The organism is Pseudomonas sp. 21 (assembly GCF_000955805.1).
GTDB lineage: Bacteria > Pseudomonadota > Gammaproteobacteria > Pseudomonadales > Pseudomonadaceae > Pseudomonas.
Map to the genome: position 1 here is coordinate 117,977 of NZ_JYOA01000007.1, position 15,780 is coordinate 133,756.

At 67.0% G+C, this 15,780-nt stretch carries 16 protein-coding genes; 7 read left to right on the forward strand and 9 right to left on the reverse strand.

Features of this window, described 5'->3' with window-relative positions; translation table 11 throughout:
• The first annotated feature begins 55 nt into the window (after positions 1-55).
• Positions 56-931, forward strand: a complete 876-nt coding sequence (locus UB43_RS16000; RefSeq protein WP_045212810.1) for a LysR family transcriptional regulator — start codon at positions 56-58, stop codon at positions 929-931.
• Here the strand turns inward: UB43_RS16000 and UB43_RS16005 are convergent, their stop codons facing one another.
• The gene (locus UB43_RS16005; protein WP_045212812.1) at positions 932-1,684 is read right to left on the reverse strand and encodes a glutathione S-transferase family protein; all 753 of its coding nucleotides are present in this window, start codon (positions 1,682-1,684) and stop codon (positions 932-934) included.
• A 177-nt stretch (positions 1,685-1,861) separates the two neighbouring features.
• Between UB43_RS16005 and UB43_RS16010 the strand changes: the two genes are divergently transcribed.
• From UB43_RS16010 to UB43_RS16020, 3 genes are all read left to right on the forward strand, one after another.
• Positions 1,862-2,365: an RNA polymerase sigma factor gene (locus UB43_RS16010; protein WP_371318975.1), complete on the forward strand. Its 504-nt coding sequence runs from the start codon at positions 1,862-1,864 to the stop codon at positions 2,363-2,365.
• Positions 2,362-3,324 (forward strand): FecR domain-containing protein, encoded by a 963-nt coding sequence (locus UB43_RS16015; RefSeq protein ID WP_045212817.1) that lies wholly within the window; start codon positions 2,362-2,364, stop codon positions 3,322-3,324. The genes UB43_RS16010 and UB43_RS16015 overlap by 4 nt, the downstream gene beginning before the upstream one ends.
• A gap of 192 nt (positions 3,325-3,516) precedes the next feature.
• The gene (locus UB43_RS16020) at positions 3,517-5,925 is read left to right on the forward strand and encodes a TonB-dependent siderophore receptor (RefSeq protein ID WP_045212820.1); all 2,409 of its coding nucleotides are present in this window, start codon (positions 3,517-3,519) and stop codon (positions 5,923-5,925) included.
• Positions 5,926-6,061: 136 nt separating this feature from the next.
• Here UB43_RS16020 and UB43_RS16025 read toward each other — a convergent pair whose 3' ends face one another.
• Positions 6,062-6,919 carry a protein phosphatase 2C domain-containing protein gene (locus UB43_RS16025; RefSeq protein ID WP_045212822.1) on the reverse strand — a complete coding sequence of 286 codons (858 nt, stop codon included), beginning with the start codon at positions 6,917-6,919 and terminating at the stop codon, positions 6,062-6,064.
• An 80-nt stretch (positions 6,920-6,999) separates the two neighbouring features.
• Between UB43_RS16025 and UB43_RS16030 the strand changes: the two genes are divergently transcribed.
• Positions 7,000-7,950 (forward strand): SMP-30/gluconolactonase/LRE family protein, encoded by a 951-nt coding sequence (locus tag UB43_RS16030; protein ID WP_052969554.1) that lies wholly within the window; start codon positions 7,000-7,002, stop codon positions 7,948-7,950.
• Positions 7,951-7,981: 31 nt separating this feature from the next.
• Positions 7,982-8,605, forward strand: coding sequence for a glutathione S-transferase family protein (locus tag UB43_RS16035; RefSeq protein ID WP_045214149.1), 624 nt, complete (start codon positions 7,982-7,984; stop codon positions 8,603-8,605).
• Positions 8,606-8,916: 311 nt separating this feature from the next.
• Here UB43_RS16035 and UB43_RS16045 read toward each other — a convergent pair whose 3' ends face one another.
• The 5 genes from UB43_RS16045 to UB43_RS16065 form a co-directional block, all read right to left on the reverse strand.
• Positions 8,917-9,225 (reverse strand): hypothetical protein, encoded by a 309-nt coding sequence (locus UB43_RS16045; protein WP_045212826.1) that lies wholly within the window; start codon positions 9,223-9,225, stop codon positions 8,917-8,919.
• An 11-nt stretch (positions 9,226-9,236) separates the two neighbouring features.
• Complete coding sequence (gene creD / locus UB43_RS16050) at positions 9,237-10,679, reverse strand: cell envelope integrity protein CreD (RefSeq protein ID WP_045212827.1); 1,443 nt, start codon at positions 10,677-10,679, stop codon at positions 9,237-9,239.
• A gap of 151 nt (positions 10,680-10,830) precedes the next feature.
• Positions 10,831-12,246, reverse strand: a complete 1,416-nt coding sequence (creC, locus tag UB43_RS16055) for a two-component system sensor histidine kinase CreC (protein WP_045212829.1) — start codon at positions 12,244-12,246, stop codon at positions 10,831-10,833.
• A complete protein-coding gene (creB, locus tag UB43_RS16060; protein WP_045212832.1) occupies positions 12,246-12,935 on the reverse strand; it encodes a two-component system response regulator CreB in 690 nt (229 codons plus the stop codon). The genes creC and creB overlap by 1 nt, the downstream gene beginning before the upstream one ends.
• A gap of 65 nt (positions 12,936-13,000) precedes the next feature.
• Complete coding sequence (locus UB43_RS16065) at positions 13,001-13,522, reverse strand: ATP-dependent zinc protease (protein ID WP_045212835.1); 522 nt, start codon at positions 13,520-13,522, stop codon at positions 13,001-13,003.
• A gap of 134 nt (positions 13,523-13,656) precedes the next feature.
• Here UB43_RS16065 and UB43_RS16070 point away from each other — a divergent pair, with 134 nt between their 5' ends.
• Complete coding sequence (locus tag UB43_RS16070) at positions 13,657-14,541, forward strand: acyltransferase (RefSeq protein ID WP_045212837.1); 885 nt, start codon at positions 13,657-13,659, stop codon at positions 14,539-14,541.
• Positions 14,542-14,547: 6 nt separating this feature from the next.
• On the opposite strand, the gene UB43_RS16075 is transcribed toward UB43_RS16070, so the two are convergent.
• Positions 14,548-15,111, reverse strand: a complete 564-nt coding sequence (locus UB43_RS16075; protein ID WP_045212839.1) for a DUF2780 domain-containing protein — start codon at positions 15,109-15,111, stop codon at positions 14,548-14,550.
• Between the two features lie 97 nt (positions 15,112-15,208).
• Positions 15,209-15,751, reverse strand: coding sequence for a DUF2780 domain-containing protein (locus UB43_RS16080; RefSeq protein WP_045212841.1), 543 nt, complete (start codon positions 15,749-15,751; stop codon positions 15,209-15,211).
• Positions 15,752-15,780 lie beyond the last annotated feature (29 nt).

Here is a 15,780-nt window from a genome sequence, read left to right on the forward strand (position 1 = left end):
CGCGGCATTCCGAAGAAATTACAAAGAGCTGACCAGGACTGTCAGGAAAGCTGACATGCACGATTTCACCCTGCACGACCTGCAATGCTTCGATGCCGTGGCCACGGCGGGCGGTTTCCAGGCGGCGGCGCAGCAACTGCACCGCTCGCACCCGGCGGTGTTCGCCGCCGTCGCCCGGCTGGAGCGCCAGCTCGGTTTCGCACTGCTGGATCGCAGCGGCTACCGCGTCACCCTGACCGCCTCCGGCCAATCCTTCCATCGCCGCGCCCAGGGTTTGCTGCGCGAGCTGGGCAGCCTGCGCGACCACGCCACGCACCTGGCCGCCGGAGAGGAAAGCGAGCTGCGCGTGGTGCTGGGCGACTTCTGCCCGCGCCCTGCCCTGCTGGAACGATTGGCGCGCTTCTTCTCCGCTGAACCGCAGACGCGGCTGCAGCTGTACTTCGAAAGCGTCAGCGGCCCGCTGGAGCGGCTATTGGACGATGAGGCGGAACTGATCCTGCACCGTGTCGACAAGGCCGATCCGCGCCTGGAATGGCTGGACCTGGGCGCCGTGGATTTCATCCCGGTCATTGCCCCGGCGCTCCTGCCGGAAATGGAGAGTCCCGGCCCGGACCACCTGCGCCAACTCACCCAGTGCGTCATGCGCGACAGCGCCCGGCACTCGCCGCCGGTGGACTTCTTCACCCTCGAAGGAGCCCCGCAATGCACCGTGCCGGACCAGGCGATGAAAAAGGAGTTGGTGCTGCACGGTCTGGCCTGGGGGCACCTGCCGCGTCACTTGATAGAAGAGGAACTGGCCGAGGGCCGCCTGCGCGACCTCAGCGGAGCACAACTGCCTGGCCGTCGCGAGGAACTGGTCGCCGCGCGCCTGCGCGACCGCGCCCACGGCCCAGTCGCGCAACGGCTCTGGAGCTTCCTGCAGGCAGGCTGATCAGCTGCGACTCATTGGCCCGCGCACCGGCTGCTCGCGCAGGTGGCTGACCTCGCTGACCGGCGCACCCGCTGCGATCAGCGCCTCGCGCTGCTGCAGGATCGGCGTGCGGGCGATGGCGCGCTCGAACCGGTGGAGTTTTTCGAACGCCGGCAGGGCGAAGGCCGCTTCCAGCATCGCCGCCAGTTTCGGCCAGCGCTGGGCATCGAGCGGGTAGCGGGCGAACTGCGCGTTGCGCATGAAGCAGGCCACGCTGATGTCGGCGATGGACAGCTCGCCGAACAGCCAACCGCTTTCCGGCAACTGCGCTTCCAGGTAGTCGAAGATCGACGGCAGATCCTGTTGATAGGTCTTTTCCAGCACCGCTGCGTCCGGCTCGCGGCCCCACACGCCACGGCCGATCACCAACTGGTCGAACAGCTGCCAGATCACGACCTGGCCCATGCGGCTGTCGGCGAACTCCTCGATCCAGCGTGCGCGAGCGCGCTGGGTGATATCCGCCGGGTAGAGCGCAGGCTGTGGATAACGCTCTTCCAGGTACTGGCAGATCACCGAGGAGTCGTTGAGCACCAGCTCTCCGTCCACCAATACCGGCACCTGGCGCAGCGGGCTGAGGCGCTCGAACTCGGCGTTGCCGTAAAAGGGCACGACGGAGTCGATGCGGTAGTCCACGCCCTTCATCTCCAGCAGGACCAGCGCCTTGCGCACATAGGGGGACAGGTAGGAGCCGATGATGAGTACCGGGTCGGACATGGCTGTTCTTCTTATAGGAATGGGCGCCCGATTGTAGATCGTGCTGCGAACGGTGGACAAAAGCCGACGGGCGCCAATTGCGCGCGTGACTGCACTTTGCGATCATTTGCGAATAGTTATCGTTTTTGAACTTGATCCCATTCGGGTCATTGGGGGAGTAGCTTGTCGGCCATCCAGATGGGTAGCGGCGAACTCGTTGGCGCCTTGTATCGCGATCACCGCGACTGGCTGACTGCCTGGCTGAACCGCAGCCTGGGCTGTCCGCAGCGCGCCGAAGACCTGAGCCAGGACACCTTCGTCCGCGTGCTCGGTCGGCGCGAGCTGCCCTCCCTGCGCGAACCGCGCGCCTTCCTGGTGACCGTTGCCAAGGGCCTGCTGGTGGACCACTGGCGCCGCGTGGCGCTGGAACAGGCCTACCTCGACGAACTGAAATGCCTGCCCGAAGCGGTGCAGCCCTCCGCCGAGGACCACTGCCTGATCCTCGCCGACCTGCGCGAAATCGACCGTCTGCTGGGCAAGTTGTCCACCCGCGCACGCAGCGCCTTCCTGCTCAATCGCCTGGACGGCCTGGGCCACGCCGAGATCGCCGAGCAGCTGGGCGTATCCGTACCGCGCGTGCGCCAGTACATCGCCCAGGGCCTGCGCCAGTGCTACGTCGCCCTGTACGGCGAGCCGACGTGAAGGGACCGGTATCCCTGCAGGTGCTGGACGAGGCGATCAGCTGGCAGCTGCGCCTGGGCTCCGGTGAATCGCGCCCGGACGATGAAGCCGCCTTCGCTCGCTGGCATTCCGCCCACAGCGAGCATGCCCGCGCCTGGAGCCAGTTGGGCATGCTCGACCGCAGCCTTGCCGGCGCCGCCCCCAAGGCCGCACGCAACGCCTTGCTGCGCTCGCCCGGCGAGTCGCGGCGCAAGGTCCGCCGGCTGGCCGGCACCGGGCTGTCGCTGCTGCTGGTCGGCGCGCTGGCGCTGGGTGTCGGCAACCGTTACGCGCCGGTGCGCTATGCCTTCTCCGACCTGGTAACCGCCACTGGCGAGCAGCGCGAACTGCGCCTGCCGGACAACACCCGGCTGGTGCTCAACAGCCGCACCGCCGTCGATGTGCGCTTCGACGCCGAGCAACGGCGCATCGTCCTGCTCAGCGGCGAAATCCTGGTGGAGACCGCCCACGGCGACAGCCGCCCGTTCATCGTCGAAACCGACGAGGGCCGCCTGCGTGCCCTCGGCACGCGCTTCCTGGTGGAGCGTGACGAAGGCGACAGCACCTTGCTCAGCGTCCTGCAGTCCGCCGTGGCCGCACGCCCCGAACAACTGCCGGACGAGCGCGTGATCAACCAGGGCCAGCAGGTACGTGTGCGCGCCGACGGCTTCGGCACAGTGGAGGCCAACAGTGCCACTGCCGACGCCTGGACCCACGGCATGCTGGTGGTGGACAACGTGCGCCTGGGCGAGTTGATCGACCAACTGGCTCGCTACAGCCCCGGCCACCTCGCGGTGGACCCGGCGCTGGCGGACCTGCGCATCACCGGCAGCTTCCCGCTGAAGAACATCGACCTGGCGCTGAGCTCGCTGGAGCCGACGCTGCCGGTGCGTATCGAGAAGCACGGCCCCTGGTGGTCGCGCGTGGTGCCGCGCGGCTGAAGGTTCTTGCGTAGGAGCGAGCTTGCTCGCGAACGGATTCCCCCCCGGTTGCCAAGCCATCAAGGGGTTCGCGAGCGAGCTCGCTCCTACGAAAAGCCCTCCGGAAAAATATTTTCACCCCGCCCTATCACTTTTTGAATCTCGTCCGGCAAGGAGGCATCGAGAACCGTTTTCATTCAGGAGTCGTTTTCAATGCGCCGCCCGTTCGAACTGTCGCTCCGCCCCTGCCTGCTGGCCACCGCTATCCTGCTGACCACCTCTTCGGCCATCGCCGCCGACGCCGTGCGTGACTACCAGGTGCCCGCCGGCCCGCTGGCCAGCACCCTCAACCGCATCGCCGCCGAAGCCGGCCTGTCGCTGAGCCTCGACCCGGCGCTGGCCCAGGGCCGCAGCGCGCACGCCGTGCAGGGTCGCTACGATGCCGCCGGCGCGCTGCGCCAGGCGCTGCAGGGCAGCGGGCTGGAACTGGTGGAAAGCGAATCGGGCAGCTACAGCCTGCGCCCGGTGCCCAGCGACACCCTGTCGATGTCCGCCACCACCATCAGCGGCACCCAGGAAGACCCGGACGGCCCGACCGTCGGCTACCTCGCCACCCGCACCCGCGCCGGCACCAAGACCGACACCCCGCTGCTGGAAGCCCCGCGCTCCATCTCCGTCGCCACCCGCGAGCAGATGCAGGACCGCAACGTGCAGAGCCTGGACGACGCGGTGCGCTACATGCCCGGCGTGATCGCCAGCAGCTACGGCAACGACACCCGCGCCGAGTGGTTGAAGGTGCGCGGCTTCGAGCCGACCCAGTTCCTCGACGGCCTGCCGCTGCCCAAGGGCTCCTACGTGATGCCCAAGCTGGAAACCTGGGACCTGGAACGCGTCGCCCTGCTGCGCGGCCCGGCCTCCTCGCTGTACGGCCAGACCCCGCCCGGCGGCCTGCTGGACATGACCAGCCGCCGCCCCGAGACCGAGAGCAGCCATGAAGTGCAGTTGCAGGTCGGCAGCTATGAGCACAAGCAGATTTCCTTCGACAGCACCGGCAAGGTCGACGACGCCGGCAACCTGCTCTACCGCGTCAGCGGTGTCGTGCGCGACAGCAACACCCAGGTCGACCACGTCGACAACAAGCGCTACAACATCGCCCCGAGCCTGACCTGGAACTTCGACGAAGACACCAAGCTGACCTTCCTCTCGCAGTTCAACCGCGACGATACCGGCATCACCAGCCAGTTCCTGCCGCTGCAGGGCACCAAGCTGTCCACCCCGGCGGGCGAGGTGAAGTACCACGAGAACCTGGGCGACCCGGACTGGGAGTTCTACGACAAGACCTACTACGCCCTGGGTTATGCCTTCGAGCACCGCATCAACGACGTCTGGCAGTTCCGCCAGAACCTGCGCTACACCAAGAGCGACCTGTCCTTCCAGGGCATCACCGCCGGCGGCAGCGCGACCTCGGTGGCCGACGACGGCACCCTGTCCCGTGGCGCCAACGTGGTGGACGAAGACATCAGCCAGTTCGCCATCGACAACAACCTGCAGGCGGACTTCTCCACCGGCCCGCTCAAGCACACCCTGCTGCTGGGCCTGGATCACCAGCGCGCCAACACCAACTACAAGTGGCTGTACGGCACCGCGCCGACCAGCAACATCAGCAAGCCGATCTACGGCCAGGACTTCAGCAACGTCGTCTACACCGCGTACAACGACTACAACCAGAAGATGCGCGATACCGGCCTGTACGCCCAGGACCAGATCGCCCTCGACAACTGGCGCCTGACCCTCGGCGGACGCCAGGACTGGGCCCACACCGGCTCGAAGTTCTATAACGCCAATGGCGCCACCGATACCCGTCGCGACAGCAATTTCAGCGGCAACGCGGCGCTCAGCTACGTGTTCGACAACGGCGTGGCGCCCTACGTGTCCTATGCCGAGTCGTTCCAGACCGAAGCCGGCGGCACCAACGGTGCGGCCTTCGAGCCGAGCACCGGCAAGCAGTACGAACTGGGCGTGAAGTACCAGCCGGTGGGCACCGACCTGATGCTCAGCGCTGCCGTCTACGACCTGACCCGCAAGAACATCGTCCTCACCGGCAGCGACTTCATCAGCCGCCCGGTGGGTGAAGCGCAGGTCCGCGGCTTCGAGCTGGAGGCCGTGGGCAACGTCACCGAGAACCTCAAGGTGACCGCCGCCTACACCTACGCCAACAGCAAGATGACCAAGGTCGCCAACCCGCTGGACAAGAACCGTCCGCTGCCGCTCACCCCGGAAAACCAGGCCTCGCTGTGGGCCGACTACACCTGGCATGACGGCCTGCTCGACGGTTTCGGCCTGGGCTTCGGCACCCGCTACGTCGGCGAGACCCACAACATCGCCATCGGCAGCATGGGCTACGTGCGCGACAAGTCGGACGGCGACACCGGTTCCTACACCGTCTACGACGCCGCGGTGCACTACGACCTCGGCCGCCTGGACAACAGCCTCAACGGCCTGAACGTCGCGCTGAATGCCAACAACGTATTCGACAAGGAATACATCTCCACCTGCGACGGCTTCTACTGCTACTACGGCGACCGTCGCAACGTGGTGGCCAGCGTCAACTACAAGTTCTGACCGGAACCGGCGGCCCGCGCAACGCGGGCCGCTTCGATGTTTAGGGGAACGTAGGAGCGGGCTCCGTCCGCGATGACCTCCGGCGCGAGGCGGACCTATCGCGGACAGAGTCCGCTCCTACGCAATGCCCACCTGCTCAGCGCACCACCGCTCCCCACACCACACTCGCATCGTCGTGGATCTTCAGGCGCGGATAGTCCAGCGCCTGGCCATCGGCGCTTTCCAGCGCGCGCAATTCGTCGATCAGTGCTTCGACGCCACGCTCGGGCAGCGCCGCGAACAGCGCGTCCAGGTCGTAGCGGCGAAAATCCAGCAACCGGTCGAAACCATCGGTTACCAGCATGAATGCCTTCAGCCCCGCAGGGTCGAGCACCCGGCGTTGCACGTGGGAAATCCAGCGTTCGCTTGGGTCGAGGCACCAGTAGCCTTCCGGCGTGTTGGCCAGCATGCGGTTGCGCCGCACCCATTCGCGACTGGCCTGCCAGAGCTGCGCATGGCTCCAACCCGGATTCGCCTCGCGCAGCGCCAGCAGGCGCTGCACCGACTGGCGATCGATCTCTTCCAGCGGTGTGTCGCCGAAGCTCTCCACATGCCCGTCATCCCACGCCAGGTGGATGCAGGTGTCGCAGAGATTGAGCAGCTCCAGCGTGCCATCGCCCAGCACCCGCAGCAGGCTCAGGCAGGCCGTGGGCAGGTTCAGATCAAGGCTCACGGCCACGCCGGAATCGCGCTGGAAATCCGCAGCGATGCCCGCCTGCAATTGCACCAGCAGGTCTTGAGTCCGCCTGTACGGCTGCTCCTCCAGCAGGCGCTGAAGATGTCCATTGGCGCTCTGCGCCAGCCAGCGGGCATCGCTCTCGCCGCCCACCAGCCCCTGCCCGAGACTGGTCGCCCCATCCAGCACCCAGGCCGCCGTGGCGGTATGGCCGATGGCGTCATCGTTCACCGGCGAGCCCTGGCGGCACGCCGCCCCCAATACGGAAATCGTCGTCACAACCGCTCTCCTTCGTTTCGTCGGCCACACTGACCGGCGTACAGTCTCACCTGAATCCGGACTCTGCCAAGGAGAGCCCCATGCTTCGCGTTTTGTCCCTTCTCTTGACCGGCCTGCTGCTGGCCACCGGCGTCCATGCCGCCGAGGTGAAGTACTTCGACCTGCCCAAGGGTTCCGGCCCGCACGATGTGGCGCCCACCGAGGACGGCAAGGTCTGGTACACCGCGCAGAAGCTCGGCGTGCTTGGCCGGCTCGATCCGCAGACCGGGCAGAGCGAGCAGATCAGCCTCGGCAAGGGCTCCAGCCCCCACGGCGTGATCGCCGACGCCAACGGCGACGCCTGGATCACCGACGGTGGCCTCAACGCCATCGTCCACGTGGACGCCCAGCGCCTGGGCGTGGAAGTCATCCCGCTGCCCAAGGAGGCAGCCAACGCCAACCTCAACACTGCGGTATTCGATGACGATGGCGTGCTGTGGTTCACCGGGCAGAATGGCTTCTATGGTCGACTCGACCCGGACAGCCGCGACCTGAAGGTCTGGCCGGCGCCGCGCGGCAAGGGCCCCTACGGCATCGCCGTGACTCCGGATGGAGGCGTCTGGTACGCGTCGCTGGCAGGCAACTACATCGGCCAGGTCGACGATATCGCCGATAACGCCACCACCTTCGACGCGCCCGGCAACGACAGCGGTCCGCGTCGCCTGTGGGCCGACTCCGTGGGGCGGCTGTGGATCAGCCAGTGGAACGCCGGGAGCCTGGCTCGCTTCGACCCCAGCGACAACCAGTGGAAAACCTGGAAGCTGCCCGGCGATCATCCGCAGCCCCATGCCGTCTACGTCGATGCCATGGACCAGGTCTGGCTGAGCGATTTCGCCGCCAATGCCCTGCTGCGCTTCGACCCGCAGAGCGAGAAATTCACGGCCTTCCCCAGCGACCACGCAAACGCCAACGTCCGCCAGTTGCTTGGCCGCCCCGGCGAAGTGTGGGGCGCCGAATCCGGCACCGATCGCCTGGTGCTGATCCGCGACTGAACCGATGACCGACACCCAGGAGTTGCTGTCGATGAGTACCCGTCCCGTCCTGTTCCACGCCGCCGCTTCGCCCTTCGTGCGCAAGGTCATGGTCCTGCTGCACGAGACCGGCCAGGTCGACTCCGTGGAGCTGTACGCCGCCGTCCACACCCCCATCGCGCCGGACGCCGGCGTGCTGCACGACAACCCCGCCGGGAAGATTCCCGCCCTGCGCGTGGCCGACGGCCAGACCCTGCATGACAGCCGGGTGATCCTCGAATACCTCGACCAGCAGCACGCCGGCGAACCGCTGATCCCCCGCGAAGGCGCGGCGCGCTGGCGTCGCCTCACCCTCGCCTCGCTGGCCGACGCGGTACTGGATGCCGCCGTGCTGATCCGCTACGAAACCGCCATGCGCCCGCAGGAAAAACACTGGGACAAATGGCTCGACAACCAGCAACTGAAGATCGTCCGCACCCTCGCCTATTTCGACGGCCCGGCCCACCCCGAGCTGACCGGGCGCTTCGACATCGCCGCGATCGGCGTCGCCTGCGCGCTGGGCTACCTGGACTTCCGCCAGCCGCACTGGGACTGGCGCACGGACTATCCGCAACTGGCGAAGTGGTTCGCCGAGGTCAGCCAGCGGCCGTCGATGCAGGCGACCGTGCCGGCCTGACGGGTTGATGGGTATCGCTGCGCTCCAGCGTTCCTACGAGGGCGAGGGTACGCAGCTCAGAGAGTGCTCCGGCATGCTCCAGACCCGCCAGCCCGCACCGCCCAGCCCCCTCTCCCCTCGGGAGAGGGTTGCGGTGAGGGGAAGCCGGCTGCGCCAGGTCTTCATCATCGGCTGGCTGTGCCGCACCACCCGCCGCTGAAAACGTTCATCGTGCTTCTCCCTCCGCCCCACCCCCTGCTCGAACAACCCGGCGATCCGCCGTGCCAGCCGCCGCCCTACCTCGCGCTCCTCGCGCAGCCCGGCCCAGGCACTCACGACTGCTGCTCCTGGCCGCCGAAGCGGTAGATCGGCAGCGCCAGCAGCAGGCCGAGCTGGGCGACTCCCATGCACATCTCCAGGAAGGAACGCACGTGGGGATTGTTCGCCGCATCCTCGACGCCGGTGAGCAACTCCCACCACTCTCCCGGCAGCAGCAGGGCGATGTGGGCCAGCGGTTTGCCGCTGGCCACCAGCAAGGCGATCCAGTCGAAGCGGCCGATGAGCATCAGCAGCGGCAGGCACAGTCCGCTGATCAGCAGGCCGGCGAACAGGCACAGGGAAAAACGCATCACGTGGGTCATCGCGGCTCTCCTCAGCGCTGCACGCGCACATCGTCCAGGGAAAATTCCAGGTCATCGCCGCGGGGCTTGCCGATGCCATACCAGTCCAGCCGGCGGGTCAGCACCATCACGCCACCGAGCACGCCGAACAGCAGCAGCGAGCCCATCAGCAATGCATAGTCTTCGGCGCTGAGCAGCGCATAGAGCATCCCGTAGAGCCCGGCGAGCCCCAGGCTGAAACCGGCCCCGCGCCACAGGCTGTGCAACACGTGGCAGAGGTAGAAGCCGATCAGCCCAACGCAGGCGCCGGCGGACAACAGGTAGGCCAGCTCGAAGCCGAGGTGCTCGGAAAGCGACAGCAGCAACAGGTAGAACAGCGCCAGCGCCATGCCCACCAGCGCGTACTGGATGGGGTGCACCGACAGGCGCTTGAGCACTTCGAAGAGGAAGAAGCCGGCGAAGGTGAGGACGATGAACAGCAGCGCGTACTTCACCGCGCGGTCGGTCTTCAGGTACTGGTCCACCGGGTCCACCAGCGCCACGCCGAAACGATGCTCACCGAACTGGCTGCACTCGGCGGTGCTGGCACGAGCGGTATCCGGATCAGCCGCGCCAACCGCACGGGCGACATCGACCTGGGCCGGCGCGGTGCACGCACGCAGTTGGTCCTCCAGGTTGGTGGCGAAGAAGCTGGTGCGCCAGCGCGCGCTGAAACCCTGGTCGCTGACGCTGCGCTCGGTGGGCAGGAACTCGCCGCCGAAGCTGGGGTGCGGCCAGTCCGAGACCAGGTTGACCTGGCTGTCGCGGCCCACCGGGGTGATGTCCAGTCGGCTGCTGCCCAGCAGCGAAAGCTCGAAGGCATAGTCGAAACGCTGCTCGCGGTCGCTGGCCTTGAGCGGCAGCAGCGCATGCACGCCGTTGCCGAGGAACTGGCTCTGGGTGCCGGGCTGGAAGTCGCGCAGCTCGTCGCCGACTTTCAGCTTCGGCGCATTCTCGATGCCACGCACATCGCTGATGCCCACGGCCAGCAGCGGGTCGTCGAAACGGTAGCTGGTGAGATCACTGCTGATGCCGTAGTTGGCCGGCAGGACGAAGCTGCCGCTGACCCGGCTGTCGGCATGGAACAGGCGCGCCTCGTAGATGCCGCGATGGCGCAGCTCGGTGCGCATCTGCCCGTCGAGGCTGAAGACTTCCGGCAGGAAGTACAGCCGCCCGCGCACCTCGCGTTCCTGCAATACGCGCTGCTGGCTGGCCTTGTCCAGGCGCCAGCTGCGAATGGTACGGGTGTAGGGCACGACCACCAGCGGGCCGGTGAGCTGCTGGCTGTAGCTGGCGCTGCGGGCGATGTCCTGCAGGACTTCGTCGCGGTAGTTCTGACGCTCGTCGACGAGGCCGTCGATCATCAGCAGGGGTATCAGCAAGAGGACGATCAACAGCGCGATGGCGCCGAGCTTGATGCCGAGATGGCGGTTCATCGAGGGCTTCTCCGTAGGTGGACGACGGAGAGAGCTTGGGGTTCGCGCGTGGCGGCGCTCGGGGCGGATTGTGGAGACTGTGTGGGTTTTATGTGGCACGGAACTCCCTGTAGGAGCGCGCCATGCGCGCGATAGCGGGCATGGCCCGCTCCTACAATGGCAGGACCAGGCTCGCCTTCACGCCGCCGTCGACGTTCTCCACGCTCAGCTCACCACCATGCAAGGTCGCTACTTCCGCGACGAAATTGAGGCCGAGGCCGGTGCTCTTGCGGCCACTCGCCGGACGCGGCAGCGAATAGAAACGCTCGGTCAGGCGCGGCAGGGCGAACTGCGGAATGGCTTCGCCCTGGTTGAACAGCTCGACGCGCCAGCCCTCGCCAACGGGCAGCGCATCGAAGCGAATCACGCCGCCGGCCGGGGTGAAATCCAGCGCATTGTCCAGCAGGTTGCCCAGCGCCTGGCGCAGCAGGAAACGCTCGCCCACCACGGTTGCCTGCGGTGGAATCGCATTCTCCAGCTGCACCCCCTGCGCACGGGCCATGCGCTCATCGATCAGCTCATTCGCCAGCTCATGCAACGCCACCGGTACATGCTCCTCCAGCCCCTGGCGCTGTTCCACCTGGGCGAGGTTCAGCAGGCGCTCGATCAGCTGCTGCAGGCGCTCGCTCTCCCCGGCGATGTTGCCGACGAAGCGCGCACGCTGCTCGGCAGGCATCTCGCCTTCGAGCAGTTCTGCCGCGCCACGGATTGCCGCGAGCGGGCTCTTCAACTCGTGGGTCAGGGTATGCACGTAGCGCTCGACGTAGTCCTTGCCCTCGAGCTGCACGCGCATGTGCTCCACCGCGCCGGCCAGTTGCGCCATCTCGCCGCCCCGATAGCGCGGCAGCTCGGCGCGCCGGCCCTCGCTGACCGCCTGGGCGTAGCGGGTCAGGCGATCCAGCGAGCGGCTCAGCCACCAGGACAGCCCCGCGCCGACCAGCAGGCCGAGCACGATCAGCCCGGCGCCGAGCCACGCCAACCGGCGCTGCGAGCGATCGATGTAGGGTTGCAGGGTACGGTTGGGCTTGGAGACCGAGACCACGCCGATGATCTTCTCGCCATCGCGGATCGGCGCGGCGACATACATCACCGAGGACTCCGGGTCATCCGCCGACTCGCGGCTGGAGCGCGCCCCGTACTCGCCGTGCAGGGTCCGATAGACGTCGTTCCAGCGCGAATAATCCTGGCCCACTGCCTTGCCGAGTGAGTCCAGCAGGACGACGCCGCGCACATCGGTGACGTAGATGCGGTGGTTCACCGCGGTCTTGTTCACGCCCCAGATGTCGGCCTGCGGGCTACGCGCGCCATAGGCGCGGAGCATGTCGGGCAGTCGGCTCTGGTCGAGGGTGCCGCGCTTCACGTCAGCCTGGAGAATCTCGGCCAGCAGATTGGCGGTATCCACCAGGGTCTCTTCGCTGGACTGGCGTACGCCGGGGCGGATTTCGTCCATCACCGTGCGCAGGACGAACCAGCCGGTCAGCCCGACGAAGAAGAAGTAGACCAGGAATATCCGCAGCGACAGGCGCATCAGCTCTTGTCCGGCGCGTAGCTGTAGCCCAGCCCGCGGTGGGTCTGGATCGGTTCGGCGGTGGGAGCGACCTGGCGCAGCTTGGCGCGCAGGCTCTTGATGTGGCTGTCGACGTTGCGCTCGTAGCCGGCATCGGCGGCGACGCCCAGGGCATCGAGCAACTGCTCGCGGCTGAAGACGCGTTCGGGGCGCGCCAGCAACGTTTGCAGCAGGCGGAATTCGTGGCGGGTCAGGGCCAGCAAGTGGCCGTGGTAGCGAATCTGGAAACGCTCTTCGTCCACCTCGAACGGGCCGTTGCCGGCGGGCGCCGTGGCAGGCGCTTCACGCGGCGCGGTGCGCTTGAGGATGGCTTTCACCCGCGCGGCAACTTCGCGCGGGCTGAAGGGTTTGACCACATAGTCGTCGGCGCCGATCTCCAGGCCGACGACGCGGTCGATCTCGGCGTTGCGCGCGGTGAGGAAGATCACCGGCACTTCGGAGAAGCGCCGCAGCTGTTTGCAGGCTTCGAAGCCGCTGATGTCGGGCAGGCCGACGTCGAGGATGACCAGGTCGAATGCGTCGCGCTGCAGGCGTTCGAGGGCGGGGCCGGCGAGGTTCAGCCAGGTGGCCTCGAAACCCTCGGCCTGCAGGGCGTAGAGCAGCGTGTCGGCGATGGCGGCTTCATCTTCGACGATGAGGATGTGGGGCATGGGATTCCGATTCCCGGGAAAGTCCCGGAAGGGTCCATCATGCCCCGCGCCGCGTCAATCGAGGATCAGGAGCAGCTCGGCTTGCCGGCGACGAAGCGCTCACCCGGGTCCACCGCGACATGGAATTTGCGCAGGCCCTTGGTGCCCATCAGGAACGGGTAGTTGAAGTGGCTGCGATCAGTGAGGTTGACCTCGATGGTGCGCTGGTCTCCGCCCAGGCATACCGGCAGCTCGATCACCGGGCGCTGGCTGAGGCCGGGGCTGGCCTCTTCCTCTTCGTCCTCGCCAGCGGATTCGGTGCGGTTCTTGATCTTCGAGATGCGCGACAGCTTGTGCTCGTATACCGAGTCGCCGCCGTCCTTGGTGGCCAGCTTGAAGCGCACCCAGTCCTCGCCGTCACGCTGGAAGATCTGGATGTCCTTGGCCGACAGCGAGGAGGTGTAGGCGCCGGTGTCCATCTTGGCCTGCAGGGTCTGGTCGAGTTCGGGCAGGCTGACCCATTCGTAGCGGCCGTAGAGCTTGGTCTCGGCGGCCAGGGCGAGGCCGGGCAGTGCGATGAGGGTAAGCAGAGCAAGGGCGCGTTTCACGCGGAATCTCCGGGGTGGATTACGTCGCATAGGACTAGCACGGCGGCCATTGGTTCGCCATACCCGCGCCGCTTGGGCAGGAACAATTGTCTGCGTATCATGGCCGCGCCACCGTCGCACAAGGAATGGACCCCATGCCGGCAGTCAAAGGCGTCATCGCCAGCCTCCTGCTGTTGCTCAATACCCTGATCCTGATCGGGCCTATGATGCTGATCGCGCTGCTCAAGCTGATCATTCCCGGTCAGGCCGCGAAGGACGCCTGCTCGCGCGGGGTGATGTGGATCGCCGAGACCTGGGCGGAGATCGACAAGGCCATCTTCGCCCTGATGACGCCCACCCTCTGGGACATCCGCGGCGGCGCCCAATTGCGTGGCGACACCTCTTACCTGGTGATCAGCAACCACCAGTCCTGGGTCGACATTCCGGCGCTGGTGCAGGCCTTCAACCGCAAGACGCCCTACTTCAAGTTCTTCCTCAAGAAGGAGCTGATCTGGGTGCCCTTCCTCGGCCTGGCCTTCTGGGCGCTCGACTACCCCTTCATGAAGCGCTACAGCAAGGCCTTCCTGGAGAAGCACCCGGAACTCAAGGGCAAGGACCTGGACATCACCCGGGCCGCCTGCGAGAAATTCAAGCGCATGCCGGTGACCGTGGTGAACTACCTCGAAGGCACGCGCTTCACCCCGGCCAAGCAGGCCCAGCAGCAGTCGCCCTACCAGAACCTGCTGCGCCCCAAGGCCGGCGGCGTGGCCTTCGTGCTGGCCGCGCTGGGTGAGCAGCTCGATACGCTGCTGGACGTCACCCTGGTCTACCCGAAGGGCCCACGACCGGGCTTCTGGGACCTGCTCTGCGGACGCGTGCCGCGCATCATCGTCGATATCCAGGCGCGCGAGATCGACCCCGCGCTGTGGCAGGGCGATTACGAGAACGATGCGGAATTCCGCCAGTACGTGCAGCAGTGGGTATCGCAGCTGTGGGAACAGAAGGATGCGCGCATCGAACAGTTGCGCCAGGAGTTCTGACGCGGCTCAGGCGCCCCGCCCGGCGACCGGCGCAGCCGGCGTCAGCGGGGCCGTCGGCGTGCCCCAGAGTCCACCGAGCGTCCCCAGCAGCTGGCTGCTCAAGCCCTGCTCGGTGAAGTAGTCGAGGATCACCCCGGCGAAGCGGCCGATCATCGACTGGTCCATGCCCAGCACGCCGAAGATCTGGTCGACGTCCTGCAGGTTGTTGATCCCGCCCAGCAGCGCCGCGGCGCTGCCCAGCCCACCGAAGCCACCCAGCGCACCACCCAGATCGCCCAGCGAGCTGTTGCCGGCGAGCTGGTCGAGGTTCGGCAGGGATTTCTGCAACTGTGCCGTGTCGGTGTCCTTCAGGCTGTTCATCGCCAGCCCCAACAAGGCGCCGGTGCCGCCGATGGCCTGCTGCTCGCTGACACCCAGCTGCTTGGTGAGGTTGCCCAGCAGCGCATTGGCGGCGGGCGGCACGCTCTGCGTCTCGGTGACGGGCTCGCTGGCGTCGGTGAAGGTAGCGGCGAACACGGGGGAAGCGGCCAGCCAGGCGGCAGCCAGGAAGACGACGGAACGGGTGGGCATCGACGGCTCCGGAAAACGGATGTCCGGCCCCAGGACGGGGCCGGATCGTCGATAGGACCGGGGCGCGGCGCGGCGGTTCCGCGCCGGCCGGCGGATATCAGGCGCCGGTGCCCCAGAGGCTGCCCAGGGTGCCGAGCAGGTTGCTGTTCAGGCCCTGCTTGCCGAGGTAATCCAGCAGCACGCTGGAGAATTTGCCGGTCATGTCCTGGTCCATGCCCAGCGCGCCGAAGGCCTTGCTCACGTCGCCCATGCTGCTGACGTTGCCCAGCAGGCCGCTGGAAGCGCCGCCGCCCAGGTCGCCGAGCTGGCCACCGAGGCCGCCCAGGGCATTGCTGCCGGTGAGTTTGTCGAGGCCGGGAACGGTCTTCGCCAGCTGCGAATAGTCGGCGGTGCTCAGCTTGTTCTTCGCCAGGCCCAGCAACGCGCCGGTACCGCCGAGCGCCTGTTCGTCGCTGACGCCGAGCTGGCCGGTCAGGGCGCTGAGCAGGCCGCTGGTCTGCGGGGTGGAAGCAACGCGCGAGGTATCGGCGCCGGTCGCGCCGGACACCGCCTTGGCGGCATCGCCCAGGTTGAAGGCGAATGCGGAGGAAGCCGCCAGCAGGGCGGCCAGTGCGAGGGTGACACGGGGTTTGACGGACATCGCTGTCTCCTGGGGGTACCGGACGCCAT